The following is a 20,034-nucleotide window of genomic DNA, read 5'->3' as shown; positions in this document are numbered from 1 at the left end:
GTTATAAGAACGACTCTCATAGTGAGTTATTTTCATAAGCTTATGAGTAAAAAGCATATGGGCACAGTAAGCGCAGTAATTCTCGATGGTGGCATGGGCCGTGAACTGCAACGCCGGGGCGCGCCGTTTCGGCAGCCGGAGTGGTCGGCATTGGCGTTGAGCGAAGCGCCGCAGGCGGTAGAGGCGGTGCACACGGCTTATATCCAGAGCGGTGCCAACGTCATCACCACCAACAGCTACGCGGTTGTGCCGTTTCATATTGGCGAAGCGCGGTTTGCTGCCGAAGGCCAGGCGCTTGCGGCGTTGGCCGGTGAATTGGCGCGACGTGCGGTACAGGCTTCAAGCCAGACGGTGCGTGTGGCAGGCTCATTGCCGCCGCTGTTCGGCTCCTACCGGCCCGACTTGTTCGAGGGCGGCCGAGTCAGCGAACTGCTGACGCCACTGGTGAATGGCCTGGCGCCCCATGTCGACCTATGGTTGGCGGAAACCCAGAGTTCAATCGTTGAGGCACGGGCAATCCACGCCGGCCTGCCGCAGGACGGAAAACCGTTCTGGCTGTCGTTTACCTTGAAGGATGAAGACACCGATGAGGTGCCACGCCTGCGTTCTGGCGAACCGGTGGCAGACGCGGCTGAAGCGGCTGCGCAACTTGGTGTGGCGGTGCTGCTGTTCAATTGCAGCCAGCCGGAGGTGATTGGCGCAGCCATTGATACCGCGCGCCAAACGTTTGAGCGCCTGGGGGTGAGCATTCAGATCGGCGCCTACGCTAACGCCTTCCCGCCGCAGCCCAAGGAGGCCACCGCGAACGATGGCCTCGACCCCCTGCGTGACGATCTCGACCCACCCGGCTACTTGCACTGGGCCGCCGATTGGCAGGCACGCGGTGCCAGCCATTTAGGCGGTTGCTGCGGGATTGGGCCGGAGCACATTGCGGTGCTCGCCCAGAAGCTGGCCTGAGGCTTAAATCGCCTGGCGGCGACACTCCGCCAGGCCTTTCAGCTGACCAGAACCGGCCTGGTTCGCTTCGGACAACCACTCTTCAAAGCCTGCGCCCACGGTGGGCCATTCCGAATCCAGAATCGAATACCACGCGGTATCGCGATTCTGCCCCTTCACCACCATATGCTGGCGGAACACCCCTTCAAAGCTGAAGCCCAGTCGTTCGGCCGCGTATTTTGAACGGGCGTTGCCGTTGTTGCACTTCCACTCCAGTCGACGGTAGCCCTGCTCGAACGCGTATTTGGCCAACAAGTACACCGCCTCGGTGCTTTTGGGCGAGCGTTGCATCGGCGCGCCGAAGGTGACGTGGCCGATTTCGATACGGCCGTGGGCCGGGACGATGGACATCAGGCTGAGGATGCCTTGCACATCGCCGCTGACGCGGTCGATCACGCTGAAAAAGTATGGGTCGCTGTTGGTTGCATGGTTGTTGAGCCAGGCATCGAACGTGGCGCGCTCCGGGAAGGGGCCGTAAGGCAAATAGTCCCAGAGTTTCGGGTCGGCACCGGGGCCTTCAAGGGCGCGGAACAGGCCGTCGGCATGCCGCGCCGGGTCGAGTTTTTCCAGACGGATAAAACGCCCTTCAAGCAGTTGAACCGTGGGCGCCGGGACGCCTTTCCAGTCGGCGGGTGAGATAGGCATGCTGCGCTCCTTAAAGACCTTTGCGAAATTGAATGAAACCCGGGCGTTCGGCGATGCGTTCGTACAGCGCAATCGCGGTGGCGTTGGTCTCGTGGGTCAACCAGTGCACCTTGGCACAGTTATCGGCCTTGGCGGTGGCGTAGACAAACTCGATCAACTTACGGCCCACGCCAGTGCCGCGCTGGGCTGGGTCCACCAGCAGATCCTGCAGGTAGCAGGAATTCTCGATGCTCCAGTTGGAGCGATGGTAGATAAAGTTGACCATGCCCACCGCCTTGCCGTCCTGCCAGGCGAGCGCCGAATGGGTCGGCTCGTTGGCATCGATCAGGCGTTGCCAGGTGCTTTGGCTGACGGCGTCCGGCAGTTCGGTTTCGTAGAACTTCAAGTACGCCTGCCACAGCGGCAGCCACGCGGCGTGATCGGCGGCAGTCACTTGGCGGATGTCGATCTGACTCATTCTGAAACTCCTTGGGGAATAAAGCGCGCGAGGGTCTGGTCGCGCACATCAAGGCTGGCAGCCAGGCCTTCGCGCACGCCGGCAATATCGGCTGTGCTGCGGTTCTGGCTGAGTTTGCGCTTGCCGATCAGGCGCTCGACGGGCAGGGCGAAGCCGACGATGGCCTTGAGCATGCCGTCAATGTAGTCGGCCGGGGCGTCGCTGACTTTCCATGGCTGGGCGCGGCTGCCTTCGTGGCGATCGGTGAGGGCGGTGACCACCGCGAGCAGACGCTCGGCGTCGGCAAATACCTCAGCCTTGCCGTAGGCATGCACGGCGATGTAATTCCAGGTGGGCACCACTTTGCCGTGCTCGGCCTTGGCCGGGTAAAACGACGGGCTGACATAAGCGTCGGCACCGGCAAAAATCACCAAGGCTTCGCTGCCATTTTGCAGGTCACGCCATTGCGGGTTGGCCTTGGCCAAGTGCCCGTAGAGCGTGCCATTCGGGCCTTCGTCGGGGTTGAGCAGCAGCGGCAAATGGCTGGCCTGCAGGCCTTGCTCACCAAAGGTCACCAACTGCGCCAGGCGGGTGTGCTGGATCAGTTGCTGCAGTTCAGGCAAATCATTGAGGGCAAAGGCGCGCGGTGTGTACATGGAAATTTTCCTTGGCGAATGCCTGCATCCTAGGCAGGCTAATGGTTCGTTGTAAGAGCCATCTGGCACCAATTTCATAGGTCCAATATGTCGCCCATCGCGCCGCCGCTGTCGTTCAACCCCGCAGGTATCGAGTTGGATCGCCGTCAGGGGCTGACGCGCCAACTCTATGAGGCCCTGCGCCAGCGCGTGCTGGACGGGCGACTGGTCAGCGGCACGCGATTACCCGCCAGCCGTGATTTGGCGGCGGCATTGTCGATTTCCCGAAACAGCGTGGTGCGCGCCTACGATCAGCTGTACGCAGAAGGGTTTATCGAAAGCCGGGTGGGTGACGGCACCTATGTGGCCCAACTGCCCACGGCAAAAAAACTATCCACAAAAGTATCCACAGGGTTTTCAACAGGGTTATCCCCAGCCTTATCCACAAAATGGGCGGATTTACCGGAAGATCTGGACAACGAAGTTATCCACAGTGCGGGCCTGGCACGGGTAAAAAACAACCACCTGGCTCACCCTCCGGCTGGACCGCCTCGGGCATTTCGAGTGGGTGTGCCGGCCTTCGACCTGTTCCCGTTTGATATATGGGCCAAGCTGAATGGGGCGTTCTGGCGCAAGCCGAACCTGGAACTGCTGTGCTATGGCGACCCGGCCGGTGACGATCGTTTGCGCGGTCTGATCGCTGCCTATTTGCGCAGTTCACGTGGCATGCAATGCACGGCTGAACAAATTGTGATCACCAGTGGCGCACAGCAAGCGATTAGCCTTTGTGCACAGTTGCTGGTGGAGCCTGGGGACGGCGTGGCGGTGGAAAACCCCGGTTATCGCGCCGCTGGCCATGCGTTCGCCTTGGCGGGCGCTGGATTGCATGGCGTACCGGTAGACAGCGAGGGCATGGATAGCCAGGTGCTCAATACCCTTGATGACTGTCGTGTGGCCTATGTCACGCCGTCCCACCAGTACCCGCTGGGTGTGGTAATGAGCCTGGCGCGGCGCCTGGAATTGCTGGCCTGGGCCGAGCGTACGGGCGGCTGGATCGTCGAGGATGATTATGACGGAGAGTACCGTTACAGCGGTGCGCCGCTGTCGCCCTTGGCGGCGCTGGATCGCAGTGGCCGCGTGTTATACGTCGGCACCTTCGGCAAGGTGGCGTTCCCGGCATTGCGCCTGGGCTACCTGGTTTTACCGCCGGCCCTTGTGCAAGCGTTTACCCGGCGCCGCGCTGTGGACATGCGCCACTCCGAAGTCAGTACTCAGGCGGTGATGGCTGAGTTTATGGCGGCAGGGCATTTCCAGCGCCACATTCGCCGGATGCGCCGCGCTGCGCTGAGCCGGCGCAATGCTTTGTTGGCCGGTTGGCCGGACGGGTTGCCTGGCGTCGGGGCCTTGCCCAGCGTTGCGGCCGGGCTGCATCTGACAGTGCGAGTGGACAGCCTTGCCCGCGAGCAGACGTTGCTCGCTCAGGCCCATGCGGCGAATGTGGAGATCAATGGTTTGAGTAGCTATTGGCTGGCGTGCACAAGCCCACCACCGGACCAGCGCGCAGGCCTGGTGATGGGGTTCGCCGCTGTGCCCGAGGCGGCCATCGCGCAGGCGCTGGCACGTTTGCGCCAGGCGTGGCAGGCATAAAGACCATCAGCTGTTGAAGAACAGCGACTTGGCCAATTGATCACCGATGCTGCTGCGGTGGATTTCTATCATTTCCCAGTCACTGGGGCCGGTGCGTTGGCGAGAGCCACCAAGGCGCTGTTGTTCACGGGTTTTCAGGTGGCCCTTCTCGAATTTCTCAAGGGCGGCGCCTTTCGTTGCATAGTGAAAGTGCGCGTACCACAGCACAGTGTTGGTCTCTTTATCGCGTACTTCGTACTCGTCCAGATAGCCCTTAGGCGGCCCTTTGACGGCGCGGCGGCTGAAGGTTTTGCCGATCTTTATCAGCCCTTGGCTATGCAGCCACTCCACCCGCGCCGCAGTTGGCGGTTGCTGTTTGAGCATGTCTATGTAGGTTTTTCTACCCAGGCGATAAAGCCGCTGTGCTGCCTCGTTGAGGTTGCGCTTGGTCGAAGCGGCGGAAGTATGACCGCTTTCGGTGAGATTGCGCCGAGTCAGCGCTTGCTCGATATCGTTTGACGCGTCCTCCAGTTGTTTGCCGTAGGCGTCGAACATATCTTGGATGTCCTGGGGCGAATGCCAGGGTTTACGCGAAAAATCCCGGTACTTGTGGGTTTCAGCTCGCTCGCTGTCCAATAGCGTTTGCCCGGTGTTGATGCTGGTATCCAGGTCTACAGTGGCAGGCGCTGGCGGTGGCGGGCTGACCTTTTGCTGCTTGACCCAGACGCCTGGGGTTTTTTCATGAAACGTAGCGAGTACCTTGCCCGTCACGGACGCCCTGACATCGACCAGCGTGCTGTCGGCCTCTTGGGGCTGGGCTATTAAAGTGCCGTCGTAGCGTGTCTTGATGACTTTGCGCCGTGGCGCGGGCGGGGCTTTTGAGCTGCCGGGCTTGGGCTCCAGGGCTTTTTTCTCGCGCAGCAGTTGCGCCAGGTCGTGAATAGCCCGCTGGCTGAATTCGCCAATCTGCTGTCGAAAGCTTTCCAGGCGGGGTTTCAGCAGAAACTGCGGGTGCTCGGCATGCATGTCCAGCAGGCGTTGGTCTGCGCTGGAAAATTGCTCAACCAGGCTGTTGAGCACATCAATGCGTTCATCCAGCGTGCCGCTGTCCCGTTTCATGATTTCATTGAAACTCTCGACGTTCAGTTCGGCTGTATCGACGCTCTGGTCCACCTGCTCTCGCAGCGTGGCAGGGATCTGGCTTTGCTCTTCATCGATACACAAGTAGCGACCCAAGCTGATTTCCAGAGATTTGAGCTCAGCGAGGGTGAGCAGTGGCAACTCGCTCAGGGTTTTTTGAATGACCGTTGCGCCGTCATCTCCCAGCACTTTGAGATCGCTGAAACGGTTGTTGATGAACTCCAGGCGCTTGATGATTGCCAGGTTCAAGGTGGACAGGGTTTGTGCGCTTCGCGCCTGGTTTTTATAGTCAATGTCTACTTCGGGGTCGAGGATCAGGGACGAAGCCTTCAAGGCCTCTTTATAGCCCACCAATTGTTGTTCCACGACTACCTGAGTCAGTTGTATTTGCTGTTTCAGGTATTCACTCATGTTGCTCTGATAGGTGGGCACGGCCTCGATGATGCTCAAGGACTTCAACTGACTGATCGCTTCATCGTAAGCCGCCAGCCGGTTGTCGACGTTGCCTATGAACGCTGTACGCAGCAGGTCCGTGGAAGGGCCGGGGGCGGCGTCCAGTGCAGGCTTTGCCTTAAGCACGTCCAATTGTTTGCTGGTGGCGACCGCGTCGAAGGCGTTGAGCTGGGTCATGAGTGTTGCAACGCGCTCAGGCTGATCGACCTTGACCGCTCGCCGACGGTGTCGAAGACCTCCACCGCGCAGTCGCAAACGGACATCAACAAACCACTGGCCCGCCAGGTTGCCGATCAACGGCGGGCCCGTACGCAACGGTGCCTTCGGGTCAATGATGATGACACTGTCGTTGTCATCCACCCTTACCTCGAACCAACGCTCACCAACCGGTGCATACCACTTGTCTGCAAGTGGATACAGGTTCAAGTGGCGCCCGGGCGTTTTGTTTTGTTCGCCAAGTTTATCGGGTTTGGCGACGTTGAAGCCGTCAAGTGTCTTGGCCAGGCCCAAGCGGCTATGGCTCAGGGCCCCCAGGATGTGTACGGCGTCTTGATGCTTGGCGGGCAGTTGGCTGTCGGGAATATTTGCTTGTTGCACAGCAGTATATTTTTTCTCGGTGACGGGTGGTTTATCGGCAGTTTCGATCGGTGTTGACTCGGATTCAGTTTCGATCTTCGGCGCCTCGAACTGTTCCAGCGGGCGCGGATGGCGCAGGGCGATGTGCAGGGTCAGAGCCATGCCCAGGTTGAGGAATACATCGACTAACGCTGTCCACGAAGCTTGTTGATCCCCCTTGTTCACAGCCTCCTCGGTGGCTTGCAGGTCGTCCATGATTTGCCAGACCCAGGCGGCAATTCCGACGGTACGGCCCATGAACGGCAGGGCAGCGTTGAAGATTTGCCAGCCAGTGTGTCGAAACGTCGCCCAGCGTTTCTGCACATTGGACACCGACTGGCGGTCCGCCAATTCGACCATGGCGGTGGCGTTGGCCTTGAACAGCATTGCCAGGGCGTCATTGCCCACTTCTTCATCGGTCAGGGTCACGGGGCCGCTCATGTACAGCACGGTAAGGGGTTCGACCAGGGCTCGCACCACCGTCCAGGGCGAGGGCAAGGTGTCCGGGAACACATATTGGGCGTAGTTGAAGCTTTGCGCTTGCGGCAGCCAGGCCAGCACCGATTCGCGCAAGGGGCGGTCATGTTTGATGGCGTACAGCAGGTTTTGCCGTGACGGGAATTGCATCAGCATCGGTTCCAGCAACGGGCGATAAAGCAGGCACGGACCGGCGCTGGCGTTCCTTGGACCGATCACGAACATATTGGCGACCACGTCGCGCTCATGGCCGGGGCGCAGGGTGGGCACGAAGGCCAGGGCGCGGATAACAATGGGCTGCCCGTCTACATGCCGGTCGTATTCATCGGCGTGCATCACGGCGGCAACGTAGCGGTAGCCGAGTTCATCAATTGCGCCCTGTTGGCGGATTTTCATTTGCAGGGCCAACAGCGGCAGTTGCAGGCGCAGGTGGTTGATGTAGAGCTGCTGGCGGTGACTGGATTGCGCCGGGTCATCGAGCAGTTTCTGTTTGATCAGCACGGGATAGTGCTTGCCGATATCAACGTCTTCGATCAGGTCTTTCAAATAGCTGAAGGACAGCCAACTGGGGACGCCATCGTCATTGCCGTTGTAGTGCACCGTGGTGTTGCCGGTGGGCAGGCCGGTGAGGTTGTCCAACGCCAGATCGATCAGGCTGCGACGGGTGATGTCCACGCTGCCCGGCACGACGAGCGTGCCCCACACCACCGGGCTTTCGATCACCACCTCGATTTTGTCCAGGTTCAGGCTCGCACCGTCTTTATGCGAGTGGATGCGGCTTTGCAGTTGTGTGCGGGCATAGTCGCGAATGGGGGCAATGCCGTCCCGGAATGTTTCGCCGTGATAATGGGTATGCAGTTGGGCCAGGTCGATCATGTAGCGGCTATAGGCGGCGGTGTCCGAGTCCGATGCCGAAGCGAGCCAGTCGGGCAGTTGATGATGAACGTCTCGGATACTCGAGAGTTGGTGATCGCTCATCTCTTCGATGCTGGGCACAATGCGGGCGACGGTGGCCGGGCTTGCCTGCTCCTCTGCCGGCTCCTCGACAAAGGCCTGGCCGTAACTGCCGATGGCGCGGATTTGTAGTTCGATCAGAGTACAGGCCAGTGTGTCGAAAAAGTTGCCATCGGGTTCATACAAGCGCCATTGCAACGTGGTATCGCGCTTTGGCGCACTCAACCGGGCGGGCAGCGAGGCGCCGAATGTTTCAAGTGACTCAAAGGTTTCGTAACCGCTTACCAGCGAGTGCGTCAGGATCAATGGGCGTTTGTCATGCTCGCCAACCAACACGGCGATGTCCATGAAACTGACGTGGGTGGACTCGCCGTCCCGGAGTAGATCGACATCAACCAGGTAGGCGTGACTCTTGTAGCGATCATTCAACGAGCGTCTGTCCCGGTCGGGTTTCTGGAACACTCCACGGGCCATGGCCGCTTGGTGCTCATCCAGGCCTTGCTCTTCGGTGACGTTCCACACTTTCCTCAGCGAGTTGGAAAACGTCTGCCAGCGTGGTCCGCTGCTACCGTTGGAGGCGTTCCAGAAGTTAAGTTGCTGTTCCTGAAAAGCGATGAACAGAAAGTCGGATAACTCATTGATCAAGCGCGCGATGGCATCGATCTTCACCTCAAGGTGCACAGGCGCCGCCGCGTACGGCTGCAAAGTGAGGAAGTGCTCGCCATCGATGTAAGTTACCCGCTCGCGGGACAGCGCTTGATGAGCCAGCACTGAGGTCAGGGATTGAAGAACGGCTGGCGCCGGTTCGACAGTGCTGCCCACGACATTCCAGCGAGGGCTGACCACCATGGCCAGGTCGGGGTCGATATTGAGGGTGGGGTAGAGTTCTTTGAGTGCCGCGCGCAACGTGGTAGCGGCGACCTCGTGGGTGGTGGGCCCGGTGGTTAACTGGGTGAGCAGTTCATAGGTGCTGGGTGGGCGATGATTGTTGTTAAGTAGATCGTTGGGCATGTGTTGCTCCGCTGCAATCGCTAGCCTGGACGGGCGTTGAGGAGGTGCAAGGTAGCGATGGCCGTTGCCGGGAGGACGGTAGATAAATAGTGGTGGCGCCGCTAAATCAGATCAGACGCACTCGCCCGTGAAGGGCCGGTAGAGAGCTGGGTGAGCAGCGCTATCCGTGCATCCGGACGCGGTGTGTTGGTGGGCGTGGTGCTTGAAGCGGAGGCGTTCATGATGAGGCTTCCCTGTCTGGCCGTTTGGTGGAACTAGCCTGAGGTAAAGGCCAGGCGTTCCATGCCAGGGCGCGGCCACACAGAGAGGCGGTGCTTAGATAGGCCACCTTCACGAGCGCATTTGAAGGCGCCCGTCAAACCAAGGTGCTTCAGGTGCCGGATTTGATCTTGGTCCAGGCCCTTGTTCTGGCGCGTTCGGCTTTGCTGTCCAGAGGTTTAAGGGTGTAGAGCGTGGCCATGGCGGTGTCGGTCGGATACAAGTTGGGATTGTGGCGAATGGCAGGGTCGACGCTCTCGGTAGCGTCCTTGTTCGGATTGGGGTAGCCGACAAAGTCACTGATGGGCGCGATCACTGTGGGTTGCAGCAGGTAGTTGATGAAGGTGTAGGCGTCGTCCGGATTTTTAGCGCCTTTGGGGATGGCGAGCATGTCGAACCAGATGGGCGCGCCCTCCTTGGGTAGACGCATGTCCACGGTCACGCCATTTTTGGCTTCTTTGGCACGGTTGGCGGCCTGGGAGAAACTGCCTGAATAACCCACCGCCACACAAATATCACCGTTGGCGATATCGGCCATGTACTTGGAGGAGTGAAAGTAGGTGATGTAGGGGCGGATCTTCATCAGCAGCGCTTCGGCCTTGTCGTAGTCCTTGGGATTGCTGCTGTTGGGGTCCAGGCCCAGGTGCTGCAAGGCCAGTGGCAGGATCTCGGAGGGCGAGTCCAACAGCGCCACACCACATTGCTTGAGCTTGCTGATGTTCTCTTCCTTGAAGATCAGATCCCAACTGTCTACCGGCGCATTGTCGCCCAGGGCGGCCTTGACCTTGGCCGGGTTGAAGCCAATGAGGATGGTGCCGTACATGTAAGGCACGGCGAATTTATTGTCGGGGTCGTTGGCTTCGATCAGCTTCATCAGCTTGGGGTCGAGGTGGTTCCAGTTCGGCAGCTTGCTGCGGTCCAGCGGCTGGAATACGCCGGCTTCGATCTGCTTGGCCAGGAACACGTTGGACGGTACCACCACGTCATAGCCGGAATTGCCGGTGAGCAATTTGGCTTCCAGCGCTTCGTTGGTGTCGAAGATGTCGTAGACCAATTTGATCTTGGGGTTCTGCGCCTTGAAGTCTTCCAGGGCTTTGGGCGTGATGTAGTCGAACCAGTTGTAGACCTTGAGGGTTTTCTCTTCGGCGTGGGCCGCGCCACCGATGACGGCGGCGCAGAGGACGAGTGACTTGAGCCTGTTCATTGGGCTGCTCCTTCAAAACTTTCGAGGACGTTGACGGCGTTGATGCCGATTTCTTCCACTGCGTAGCCGCCTTCCATCACAAACAGCGTGGGCTTGCCCAGCCGGGCGATGCGCGCGCCCATGGCCAGGTAGTCCGGGCTGTCGAGCTTGAACTGCGAGATAGGGTCGTCCTTGAACGTGTCCACGCCCAGGGACACGACGATGATGTCGGCGCCGTAGCGCTCGATCTGGGCGCAGGCTTCTTCCAGTGCGGCACTCCAGGCTGCCCAACCGGAACCGGCCGGCAGTGGATAGTTGAAGTTGAAGCCTTCGCCTTCACCTTCGCCCAGCTCGTCGGCATAGCCCAGGAAGAACGGAAACTCTGCTTCCGGATGGCCATGAATCGAGGTGAACAACACGTCGCTGCGTGCGTAGAAAATCGACTGGGTGCCGTTGCCGTGGTGGTAATCCACATCCAGGATCGCGACGCGTTTGTGGCCTTGGTCGAGGAAGGCCTGGGCGGCAATGGCGGCGTTGTTGAGGTAGCAATAACCGCCCATCAAGTCGCCCGCAGCATGATGCCCAGGTGGGCGGCACAGGGCGAAGGCACTGTGGGCGCCGCTCTGGATTGCTCGTTGCGCCGAGAGGGCCACTTGCGCCGCGCTGTAGGCCGCTTGCCAGGTGCCGGCGGTAATCGGCGCACCGCCGTCGAAGCTGTAATAGCCCAACTGGCCATGCAGGCTTGTGGGGATTACCCGGCGCAGCGTGCGCGCGGGCCAGGTGTAGGGCAGCAAGTCGCCCTCCTGGCCGTACTCGGTCCAGCGCTGCCAGGCGCCTTGGAAGAAGTCGAGGTAGTCGTGGCTGTGGATACGCTGCAGCGGTGCCAGGCCGAAATCCTGCGGCGCGTGTACCGGGCCCAGTTCGCGGTCTTTGACCCGTTGCAACACGTGGTCGGCGCGCGAGGGCATTTCAAAGCAGGGCATCAGTTGCCCGTCCATCAATTCACAGCGGCCATGGTGCAGGTGGTGATCGTCCGAGTAGATCGTCAGCATTTGTTGTTCTCCGCAGGCTGTATCGGTGGGTCCAGTCTTGCGGCGGGCGTGCTTTAAGAGAACGGCAGGAGCGGCCAAAAGGGGATAATTATGGCCAAATTATCTGTCCTGAATTCGCCCCTCAATGAAGCATCATGCGCGAAATTGGCTCGGCGCCACGCCACTCCAACGCACAAAGGCATGCCTGAAACTTGCCGTTTCGCTGAAGCCCAGTGCCTCGGCAATCCGGTAAATCGGCCAGTGGTCCTCAGCCAGCAGTTGCTTGGCGCGCTCGAAACGCAGCTCGTCCAGCAGCTCCTGGTAGCTGCAGCCCAGGTCATGCAGATGCCGGCGCAGGGTGCGTGCCGAACAGTTCATCTGCTCGGCCAAGCCCTCCAGGCCCGGCGCTGCGTTGAGCTGTGCGGCGAGCAGCTGGCGAATTCTGCCGAGCCAGGCCTGGCGCCCGGTGAACTCCAGGTTTTGTTTGCGGCAACGCTCGGCCATCGCCTGGTGAGTAATGGCGTCGGCCAGGGGCAGCGGCTGGTCCAGCCAGTGTTTGTCGAAGGCAAAGGCATTGGCGGTGGCCTGAAATTGCAGCGTGCAGGGGAAGCGCTCGGCGTAGCGCATGCGATAGTCGGGGGCATCATGTTCAAAGCGCGCAGCCAGTAAGGGCAGAGGCTGGCCGAGCAGGTCGTCGCAGATCACTTTCAATGACGCCAGGCACAGCTCGACGTTGAACATTTCCAGGCTGGGGTTTTCCCGATAGTCGCCGGCGGTGAACCAGATTCGCTCACCGTCCTCTTCAAGGCTCAACTCGAACAGTGTTCCCAGCAGCGCCGGATACCGCAGGGCCAAGCGTAATGCGTCACCAAAGGTGGCACTGGTGAGCAGGGCGTAACCGAGCATGCCGTAGGCCGACACATGCATTTGTGCGCCCAGCTCCAGGCCGACATCGCGGCGCAGGGCCACGGCATTGGCGCACACGCGCATTTCCTGATTGGTGGTGATGCGCGTGTCGGCCCGGCTCAAGTCCGCCGCACAGATGCCGCTGCCGGCCAGCAGCGCCTCGTGCGGCAAGCCTTTGAAGGTGTTAAGCACCAGCGAAACAGCATTGAGGGTGGTGAGGTGGGAATGCAGCATGGAAACTTCCAGCCAGGGGATGGCTGGAAGTGGAGCAAGTTACATGCCGGTCAGCTCAGTTCGCCGCACAGGTCCAGTTCCACCAGGCGGCGCACTTCACTGGCCTCAAGCCCGGCGCCGAGCAGGGCATTGAGCTTGCCGAACGCCGCTTCACGGGTCATGCCGCCACCGGACAGCACGCCCACGCCGCGCAGGCGGCTGCCGGCTTCGTACACGTCCAGTTCCACGCCGCCTTCATGGCATTGAGTGATTGCCACGACGGTTACACCCAGCTCCTGCGCACGCTTGAGGCTGGCGAGAAAATCAGGGTTATCGCTCGGCCCCGTGCCGCTGCCGAAGCATTCCAGCACCAGCGCCTGGATGCCGCTGTCGATCAACGCGTTCAGTTGCGCGGCAGCGATGCCCGGCACCAGCGGCAACACGCCGACATTGGCCAAGGCTTTGGGCTGGCGGTAATGCAGGGCGGCCGGGATCATGTCGGCCTGGGCGACGCCGCCATTGCGCTGCAGGGCCGCAAACGGGTGGCGACCGAAGCTGCGGATTTTCGCGCAACGGGTCGGTGCCATCAGCGCGCCGTGGAAGTACAGCTGCACGCCCGGCGCCAGGCCTTCGCCCAAGGCTGTCAAGGCGCCGCTCACGTTTTCCCAGGCATCGCTGTCGGGCACGCCGGCCGGCAGCATGGAGCCGGTGAAGACTACCGGCGCCGGCAGGCCCAGCAGTTGAAAACTCATGGCTGCCGCGCTGTAGGCCAGGGTGTCGGTGCCGTGCAGGATCAGCACCGCATCGCAGCCTGCGTCCACGGCCTCGACCACGGCGCTGCGCAGATGCTGCCAGTAAGTGGGCGTCATGTTGGCGCTGTCGATCAGCGGCGACATCTCTTGAAAGCGCCAGATGGGCACTGCTGCATCGGTGAGCTGTTCGCGCATGCGCGCCTCAAAACCCGACGCAGGCGCCAGGCCGTTGGCGCTGGCCTGCATGCCAATGGTGCCGCCGGTGTAGAGCACCATCACGTTGTTAGCTGGTTGCATGAAAAATCTCCTGAACGAAAAACGCCGCCGGGCCCAGAGCATGCCCAAGGCCGGGCGGCGTGTCATCTAGCGGTGATTAACGTTGCGCTTGAGCGCTCAGTTCAGCCGAGGTGACTTCTGCCTTTGCCGGGTTGGCCGGCCAGGCCTTGCGGTCCAGGTCCAGGTCAGGGAACTGGCTGGAGTCGAACACCGGCGTCTTGATGCCTGCGGCACGCTGGTTGTCGTAGTCATTGAGGATGCGCATGGCAATCTTGAACAGGAACGCCAGGGCGAACAGGTTGACGAACGCCAGCAGGGTCATGGTGATGTCGGCGAAGGCGAACACGGTGCTCAGGTTCTCGATCGAACCCCAGAAAATCAGCACCAGCACCAGCGCACGGTAGCCCATCAGCACCTTGCGGTTGTTACCCACCAGGAAGCGCAGGTTGCTCTCGCCGAGGTAGTAGTTGTACATGATCGAGGTGAACACGAACAACGCCAGGGCCACCGAGATGAACATGCGGCCCCAGTCACCGACCACCGCCGCCAGGGAGTTCTGGGTCAGGGCAATGCCGTCGCCTTCAAAACCTGGGGTGTAGAAACCGGAGAGCAGGATCAGCAACGCGGTGCAGGTACAGATCACGAAGGTGTCGAGGAACACGCTGAACGCCTGCACCACGCCTTGGGCGATCGGGTGTTCTACCGAGGCCACTGCCGCCACGTTAGGCGCACTGCCCAGACCGGCTTCGTTGGCGAACACGCCGCGCTTCACACCCATGATGATCGCGCTGCCCACCAGGCCACCGAAGGCTTGGTCGAGGCCGAAAGCGCTTTTGACGATGGTCGCGAGCATGGCCGGCACGTGGTCGAATTGCAGCACGATCACGTACAGGGTCACAGCGATGTAGACCAGGGTCTTGACCGGCACCAGCAGGTCGGCAATCGAAGCGATGCGCTTGATCCCGCCGATGAACACCAGGCCCAGCAATACCGCCAGCGCCAGGCCGGTGTAGGTGGTGTCCAGGCCAAAGGCGTTGTTCAGCGAGTGAGTCACGGCGTGGGCTTGCAGGCCGTTGAAGGCGAAACCGAAAGTCACCAGCAACAGGAACGCCATGACCATACCCAGCCAGCGCTTCTGCAAGCCGTGCTGGATGTAATACGCCGGGCCGCCACGGTAGGTGCCCTCGGCATCGGTGCGCTTGTACAACTGGCCGAGGGAGCACTCGATAAAGCTCGAGGACATGCCCACCAGCGCGGTGACCCACATCCAGAACACGGCACCCGGGCCACCCAGGGTCACGGCAATGCCGACACCGGCGATGTTACCGGCACCCACGCGGCCGGCCAGGCTGAGCATCAGCGCCTGGAAGGAACTGAGCTGGCCGGCGCTGCTCTTCAGGCTGTCTTTGAACACCGAGAACATGTGGAAAAAGTGACGCAACTGTACGAAACGCGAGCGGATCGTGAAATAACCGCCGAGCCCGACAATGAGCACGATCAGTACTTTCCCTGAGAGGAAGTCGTTGATGACTTCGAGCATGGAGTGTTCCTCGCTGATTTTTCTAATGGCAAACGCAGGACGGTCCGACGCGTCGCTCAGCACCAGGCAGTGCACGACGCTTCGCCCCAATCCTTTTGCGGGTGTTGTTATTCATGCGCTTTCGCGATGTCTGCGGGCCTCGTTACCGACGGCCGCAGACGCGAAGAGGGGCGGCACTATACCTAGGCGAGCGTGATCCGTCTGCACGGGGCGATTAAAGGTTTCAGCCAGGCGGTTGCAGGCAAGGAGGGTTTGCAGGGCGATATTGGATTTTTTATGGGCGTCATTTCACAACCTTGGGGCAAAAAAAAGGGCCTGAAGAACGAGCCTTCAGGCCCTCAAAAGGTGAGAGGTGTCTAGTCCCTCAACCTGGTGAGCGGTGCATCAAACGCTTAGGCCTTCAGCGGGACCAAACGTGGAGCAATCATGTTTTCGGGGCGCAGGATGTCGTCGAGCATGGCGTCGTCGAGCAAGCCTTCTTCGCGCACCAGTTCCAGCACGCCGCGGCCGCTTTCGAGGGCGATACGCGCAATGCGGGTGGCGTTTTCATAGCCGATGTACGGGTTCAGCGCGGTGACCAGACCGATGGAGTGTTCCACCAGTTCGCGGCAACGGGCTTCGTTGGCGGTGATGCCGACGATGCAGTGTTCGCGCAGCATGTCCATGGCGCGTTGCAGCAGGCGGATCGAGTCGAAGATCTTGAAAGCGATCAGCGGCTCCATCACGTTCAACTGCAGTTGGCCGCCTTCGGCTGCCATGGTCAGGGCCAGGTCGTTACCGATAACCTGGAACGCGACCTGGTTCACGGCTTCCGGGATCACCGGGTTAACCTTGCCGGGCATGATCGAGCTGCCTGGCTGGCGTGCCGGCAGGTTGATCTCGTTGATGCCGGTGCGTGGGCCGCTGGACAGCAGACGCAGGTCATTGCAGATCTTCGACAGCTTCACCGCAGTACGCTTGAGCATGCCGGAGAACAGCACGAAAGCGCCCATGTCGGAGGTGGCTTCGATCAGGTCGGCAGCCGGAACCAGCGGCTGGCCGCTGATCAGCGCCAGGCGTTGTACGGCCAGGGCCTGGTAACGCGGGTCGGCGTTGATGCCGGTGCCGATGGCGGTGCCGCCCAGGTTCACTTCGGTCAGTAGCTCTGGCGCCAGTGTTTTCAGGCGAGCCAGGTCTTCACCCAGGGTGGTGGCGAAGGCGCGGAATTCCTGGCCGAGGGTCATCGGCACGGCATCTTGCAATTGGGTACGGCCCATTTTCAGCACGTGGCCGAACTCGATGCCTTTGGCGGCGAACGCCTGGATCAGGCTGTCGAGGCTGGCCAGCAGCGCGTCATGGCCCAGCAGCAGACCCAGGCGGATCGCGGTTGGGTAGGCGTCGTTGGTCGACTGCGCCATGTTCACGTCGTTGTTGGGGTGCAGGTACTGGTACTCGCCCTTGTTGTGGCCCATGGCCTCCAACGCGATGTTGGCGATGACTTCGTTGGCATTCATGTTGGTCGAAGTGCCAGCGCCGCCTTGAATCATGTCCACCACGAACTCTTCGTGGAAATCGCCGCGGATCAGACGGGCACAGGCTTCGCTGATGGCAGCGTGCTTGGCTTCGCTGAGCTGGCCCAACTCGCGGTTGGCGTCAGCGGCTGCTTGCTTGACCATTGCCAGGCCGACCACCAATTTCGGGTAATGCGAAATCGGAACGCCCGAGAGGCGGAAGTTGTTCACCGCTCGCAGGGTCTGGATGCCGTAATACGCTTGAGCCGGTACTTCGAGTACGCCAAGCAGGTCTTTTTCTGTGCGGAATGATGCAGCGGAGGACATGACGGAAATCATCTCGATATGGACCCGGAACAGGCCGGAACGCTGCGAATGCTAGGCTTGTAGAAGTTTTTGGGCCAATGCTGTTAAACACTGGCCTATGCACAAACGGCATAATGTTGATGTGACCCGGTTATCATGGCGGGCGTGTGTGCCAAAATGGTGCGTGTCCGTGGGAGGAAGCGATGAACCTTGAGAGCAAATGGCTGGAAGACTTCAGCGCCCTGGCGGCAACCCGCAGCTTTTCCCAGGCAGCGGAGCGGCGCTTTGTCACCCAGCCAGCGTTCAGCCGGCGTATCCGGAGCCTTGAAGCCGCGTTGGGCCTGACGTTGGTCAACCGTTCGCGCACGCCCGTCGAGCTGACGGCGGCGGGGCAGCTGTTCCTGGTCACCGCGCGCACGGTGGTCGAACAGCTCGGTGAAGTGCTGCGCCATTTGCATCACCTGGAAGGTGGGCAGGGCGAAGTCATGCAAGTGGCGGCCGCGCACTCCCTGGCATTGGGCTTCTTCCCGCGCTGGATCGCGCAACTGCGTAACGAGGGCCTTAACATCGCGACCCGACTGGTCGCCACCAACGTTGGCGATGCAGTGCACGCCCTGCGCGAAGGCGGCTGCGACTTGATGCTGGCGTTCTACGACCCGGATGCGGCCATGCAGATGGACGCGGAAATCTTCCCGTCGCTGCACCTGGGCAACACCGAGATGCTCCCGGTGTGCGCCGCCGACGCCGACGGCAAACCGCTGTTCGACCTGGAGGGTGAGGGCAGCGTGCCGTTGCTGGCCTACAGTGCCGGCGCCTTTCTCGGGCGCTCGGTAAATTTGCTGCTGCGCCAGCGCGCCCTGCGTTTCACCACCATTTACGAAACTGCCATGGCAGACAGTCTCAAGAGCATGGCCCTTGAAGGCTTGGGTATCGCCTGGGTGCCGCAGTTGAGCGTGCGTGCCGAACTGGCACGTGGCGAACTGGTGGTGTGCGGCGGCCCGCAATGGCATGTGCCGCTGGAGATTCGTCTGTATCGCTGCGCGTTGGTGCGCAAGGCGAACGTGCGGCTGCTGTGGCGCAAGTTGGAAGGTGGAGCTGCACAAAACACTTGAGCGCAATGCAGATCAACTGTGGGAGCTGGCTTGCCTGCGATGCAGGCACCTCGGTACATCAGCCATAGTGAGGTGATGCTATCGCAGGCAAGCCAGCTCCCACATTGACCCTTTTTCTCAGGGGAAATTTGCGCCGGTTTCGCTGACTTAGAAGTCAATAAAACCGCCACTTTGCGCCGTAAGACAGATGGTCATTCCAGGGGCTGTTTATCTGGATTATTACGGTATACTGCGCGGCCTTCGGCCGGTCCAACCGGCCTTAATTCGTACACCAAGCCACGCCGGATTTCCCGCGTGGCTTGTTGTTTTTTGACGCGCCTGCGGGCGCCCAGAGAGAAGAGGCACGACGATGAGTGCATTGGTTGGCGTGATCATGGGCTCCAAGTCCGATTGGTCCACCCTTAGCCACACCGCCGATATGCTGGAAAAACTCGGCATTCCGTATGAAGTGAAAGTGGTCTCTGCCCACCGCACCCCGGATTTGCTGTTCCAGTATGCCGATGAAGCAGAATCCCGTGGCATCGAGGTGATCATCGCCGGTGCCGGCGGTGCGGCGCACCTGCCAGGCATGTGTGCGGCCAAGACCCATCTGCCGGTGCTCGGTGTGCCGGTGCAGTCGTCGATGCTCTCGGGCGTGGATTCGCTGTTGTCCATCGTGCAGATGCCGGCCGGTATTCCGGTGGCTACATTGGCAATCGGCAAGGCCGGCGCGATCAACGCTGCGTTGCTGTCCGCCAGCATCCTGGGCGCCAAGCACCCGCAGTTCCATGCGGTGCTGAAAAAATTCCGTGCTGAGCAGACAGACAGCGTGCTGGACAATCCAGACCCACGTATCGCCTGAAGGTATTGATTGATGAAAATCGGTGTAATCGGTGGCGGCCAACTGGGTCGCATGCTGGCCTTGGCGGGCACCCCGCTGGGGATGAACTTCGCTTTCCTGGACCCGGCGCCGGACGCCTGTGCCGCTGCCCTGGGTGAACACCTGCGCGCTGACTACAGCGACCCGGACCATCTGCGCCAACTGGCCGATGAAGTCGACCTGGTGACCTTCGAATTCGAAAGCGTCCCGGCCGAAACCGTGGCCTTCCTGTCGCAGTTCGTGCCGGTGTACCCGAGCGCCGAAGCCTTGCGCATCGCGCGTGACCGCTGGTTCGAGAAGAGCATGTTCAAGGACCTGGGTATCCCGACCCCCGCCTTCGCCGATATCCAGTCCCAGGCGGACCTTGACGCCGCCGTTGCCAGCATCGGCCTGCCAGCCGTGCTCAAGACCCGCACCCTGGGTTATGACGGCAAGGGCCAGAAAGTCCTGCGCACTGCTGCCGATGTGGTCGGCACTTTTGCCGAACTGGGCAGTGTTGCCTGCCTGCTGGAAGGCTTTGTGCCGTTCACCGGTGAAGTTTCTCTGATCGCTGTGCGCGCCCGTGACGGCGAGACCCGCTTCTACCCGTTGGTGCACAACACTCACGACAGCGGCATTCTCAAGCTGTCCGTAGCCAGCACCGACCACCCGCTGCAGGCCCTGGCCGAAGACTATTCCAGCCGCGTGCTCAAGCAGCTGGATTACGTCGGCGTGATGGCGTTCGAGTTCTTTGAAGTCGACGGCGGCCTCAAGGCCAACGAAATCGCCCCGCGCGTGCACAACTCCGGGCACTGGACCACCGAAGGTGCCGAGTGCAGCCAGTTCGAAAACCACCTGCGGGCGGTGGCGGGCTTGCCGCTGGGTTCCACAGCGAAGGTCGGCGAGAGCGCCATGCTCAACTTTATCGGCGCAGTCCCGCCGGTAGAAAAAGTCATCGCCATTGATGACTGCCACCTGCATCACTACGGCAAGGCTTTCAAGGCCGGGCGTAAAGTTGGCCACGCCAACCTGCGTTGCAAGGACCGTGCGACCCTTGAGGCGCAGATCCTCAAGGTCGAAGCATTGATCGCCGAGCAATAACCTTGAGGGCGGCGGGAACCATTGGTTATCGTCGCCTCTC

15 protein-coding genes are annotated in these 20,034 nt (G+C 60.8%); 5 read left to right on the top strand and 10 right to left on the bottom strand.

Annotated features, from left to right (window positions below):
- Positions 1–57 precede the first annotated feature (57 nt).
- The gene (locus GIW48_RS02540; protein ID WP_170036658.1) at positions 58–957 is read left to right on the top strand and encodes a homocysteine S-methyltransferase family protein; all 900 of its coding nucleotides are present in this window, start codon (positions 58–60) and stop codon (positions 955–957) included.
- A gap of 3 nt (positions 958–960) precedes the next feature.
- On the opposite strand, the gene GIW48_RS02535 is transcribed toward GIW48_RS02540, so the two are convergent.
- The 3 genes from GIW48_RS02535 to GIW48_RS02525 are packed head-to-tail and all read right to left on the bottom strand — an operon-like array spanning position 961 to position 2,733.
- Complete coding sequence (locus GIW48_RS02535) at positions 961–1,641, bottom strand: GNAT family N-acetyltransferase (RefSeq protein WP_170036660.1); 681 nt, start codon at positions 1,639–1,641, stop codon at positions 961–963.
- Between the two features lie 10 nt (positions 1,642–1,651).
- Positions 1,652–2,098 carry a GNAT family N-acetyltransferase gene (locus GIW48_RS02530; protein ID WP_058421099.1) on the bottom strand — a complete coding sequence of 149 codons (447 nt, stop codon included), beginning with the start codon at positions 2,096–2,098 and terminating at the stop codon, positions 1,652–1,654.
- Positions 2,095–2,733 (bottom strand): FMN-binding negative transcriptional regulator, encoded by a 639-nt coding sequence (locus GIW48_RS02525; protein WP_170036662.1) that lies wholly within the window; start codon positions 2,731–2,733, stop codon positions 2,095–2,097. The genes GIW48_RS02530 and GIW48_RS02525 overlap by 4 nt, the downstream gene beginning before the upstream one ends.
- Positions 2,734–2,820: 87 nt before the next feature.
- On the opposite strand from GIW48_RS02525, the gene pdxR reads away from it, so the two are divergent.
- A complete protein-coding gene (gene pdxR, locus GIW48_RS02520; RefSeq protein WP_236460332.1) occupies positions 2,821–4,359 on the top strand; it encodes a MocR-like pyridoxine biosynthesis transcription factor PdxR in 1,539 nt (512 codons plus the stop codon).
- Positions 4,360–4,365: 6 nt separating this feature from the next.
- Here pdxR and GIW48_RS02515 read toward each other — a convergent pair whose 3' ends face one another.
- From GIW48_RS02515 to aspA, 7 genes are all read right to left on the bottom strand, one after another.
- Complete coding sequence (locus tag GIW48_RS02515) at positions 4,366–8,988, bottom strand: dermonecrotic toxin domain-containing protein (RefSeq protein ID WP_236460330.1); 4,623 nt, start codon at positions 8,986–8,988, stop codon at positions 4,366–4,368.
- A gap of 370 nt (positions 8,989–9,358) precedes the next feature.
- Positions 9,359–10,450 (bottom strand): polyamine ABC transporter substrate-binding protein, encoded by a 1,092-nt coding sequence (locus GIW48_RS02510; RefSeq protein WP_236460328.1) that lies wholly within the window; start codon positions 10,448–10,450, stop codon positions 9,359–9,361.
- Entirely contained in the window at positions 10,447–11,481 is a 1,035-nt protein-coding gene (locus tag GIW48_RS02505) for a histone deacetylase family protein (protein ID WP_236460327.1), read from the bottom strand. Before GIW48_RS02505 ends, GIW48_RS02510 begins: the two co-directional genes overlap by 4 nt.
- 132 nt (positions 11,482–11,613) lie before the next feature.
- Positions 11,614–12,600, bottom strand: a complete 987-nt coding sequence (locus GIW48_RS02500) for an AraC family transcriptional regulator (protein ID WP_138450578.1) — start codon at positions 12,598–12,600, stop codon at positions 11,614–11,616.
- Positions 12,601–12,650: 50 nt separating this feature from the next.
- The gene (locus GIW48_RS02495) at positions 12,651–13,628 is read right to left on the bottom strand and encodes an asparaginase (protein WP_138450576.1); all 978 of its coding nucleotides are present in this window, start codon (positions 13,626–13,628) and stop codon (positions 12,651–12,653) included.
- A 76-nt stretch (positions 13,629–13,704) separates the two neighbouring features.
- Positions 13,705–15,147, bottom strand: a complete 1,443-nt coding sequence (locus GIW48_RS02490) for an alanine/glycine:cation symporter family protein (RefSeq protein WP_138450575.1) — start codon at positions 15,145–15,147, stop codon at positions 13,705–13,707.
- Between the two features lie 392 nt (positions 15,148–15,539).
- On the bottom strand, positions 15,540–16,964 hold the full coding sequence (aspA, locus tag GIW48_RS02485; protein WP_138450573.1) for an aspartate ammonia-lyase: 1,425 nt from the start codon (positions 16,962–16,964) through the stop codon (positions 15,540–15,542).
- A 182-nt stretch (positions 16,965–17,146) separates the two neighbouring features.
- Between aspA and GIW48_RS02480 the strand changes: the two genes are divergently transcribed.
- The 3 genes from GIW48_RS02480 to GIW48_RS02470 all read left to right on the top strand — a co-directional run bounded on the left by GIW48_RS02480 (position 17,147) and on the right by GIW48_RS02470 (position 19,994).
- Complete coding sequence (locus GIW48_RS02480; protein WP_017135793.1) at positions 17,147–18,055, top strand: LysR substrate-binding domain-containing protein; 909 nt, start codon at positions 17,147–17,149, stop codon at positions 18,053–18,055.
- Positions 18,056–18,404: 349 nt separating this feature from the next.
- Positions 18,405–18,896: a 5-(carboxyamino)imidazole ribonucleotide mutase gene (gene purE, locus GIW48_RS02475; protein ID WP_003195648.1), complete on the top strand. Its 492-nt coding sequence runs from the start codon at positions 18,405–18,407 to the stop codon at positions 18,894–18,896.
- 12 nt (positions 18,897–18,908) lie between these two features.
- Complete coding sequence (locus GIW48_RS02470; protein WP_017135794.1) at positions 18,909–19,994, top strand: 5-(carboxyamino)imidazole ribonucleotide synthase; 1,086 nt, start codon at positions 18,909–18,911, stop codon at positions 19,992–19,994.
- Positions 19,995–20,034 lie beyond the last annotated feature (40 nt).

Origin of the sequence: Pseudomonas sp. PA-6-3C (assembly GCF_021605825.1) — a bacterium.
Classification (GTDB): domain Bacteria; phylum Pseudomonadota; class Gammaproteobacteria; order Pseudomonadales; family Pseudomonadaceae; genus Aquipseudomonas; species Aquipseudomonas edaphica.
Note: the sequence above shows the minus strand (reverse complement) of the source record. Positions and strands in the feature narration are given on the sequence as shown.

What these genes read in the sequence shown, in the direction of transcription:
- GIW48_RS02515 (WP_236460330.1), bottom strand. Translation starts at nt 8,988, where the DNA reads ATGCCCAACGATCTACTTAACAACAATCATCGCCCACCCAGCACCTAT.
- GIW48_RS02470 (WP_017135794.1), top strand. Translation starts at nt 18,909, where the DNA reads ATGAAAATCGGTGTAATCGGTGGCGGCCAACTGGGTCGCATGCTGGCC.
- GIW48_RS02480 (WP_017135793.1), top strand. Translation starts at nt 17,147, where the DNA reads ATGAACCTTGAGAGCAAATGGCTGGAAGACTTCAGCGCCCTGGCGGCA.
- GIW48_RS02535 (WP_170036660.1), bottom strand. Translation starts at nt 1,641, where the DNA reads ATGCCTATCTCACCCGCCGACTGGAAAGGCGTCCCGGCGCCCACGGTT.
- purE (WP_003195648.1), top strand. Translation starts at nt 18,405, where the DNA reads ATGAGTGCATTGGTTGGCGTGATCATGGGCTCCAAGTCCGATTGGTCC.
- aspA (WP_138450573.1), bottom strand. Translation starts at nt 16,964, where the DNA reads ATGTCCTCCGCTGCATCATTCCGCACAGAAAAAGACCTGCTTGGCGTA.
- GIW48_RS02500 (WP_138450578.1), bottom strand. Translation starts at nt 12,600, where the DNA reads ATGCTGCATTCCCACCTCACCACCCTCAATGCTGTTTCGCTGGTGCTT.
- GIW48_RS02495 (WP_138450576.1), bottom strand. Translation starts at nt 13,628, where the DNA reads ATGCAACCAGCTAACAACGTGATGGTGCTCTACACCGGCGGCACCATT.
- GIW48_RS02510 (WP_236460328.1), bottom strand. Translation starts at nt 10,450, where the DNA reads ATGAACAGGCTCAAGTCACTCGTCCTCTGCGCCGCCGTCATCGGTGGC.
- pdxR (WP_236460332.1), top strand. Translation starts at nt 2,821, where the DNA reads ATGTCGCCCATCGCGCCGCCGCTGTCGTTCAACCCCGCAGGTATCGAG.
- GIW48_RS02490 (WP_138450575.1), bottom strand. Translation starts at nt 15,147, where the DNA reads ATGCTCGAAGTCATCAACGACTTCCTCTCAGGGAAAGTACTGATCGTG.
- GIW48_RS02540 (WP_170036658.1), top strand. Translation starts at nt 58, where the DNA reads ATGGGCACAGTAAGCGCAGTAATTCTCGATGGTGGCATGGGCCGTGAA.
- GIW48_RS02505 (WP_236460327.1), bottom strand. Translation starts at nt 11,481, where the DNA reads ATGCTGACGATCTACTCGGACGATCACCACCTGCACCATGGCCGCTGT.
- GIW48_RS02530 (WP_058421099.1), bottom strand. Translation starts at nt 2,098, where the DNA reads ATGAGTCAGATCGACATCCGCCAAGTGACTGCCGCCGATCACGCCGCG.
- GIW48_RS02525 (WP_170036662.1), bottom strand. Translation starts at nt 2,733, where the DNA reads ATGTACACACCGCGCGCCTTTGCCCTCAATGATTTGCCTGAACTGCAG.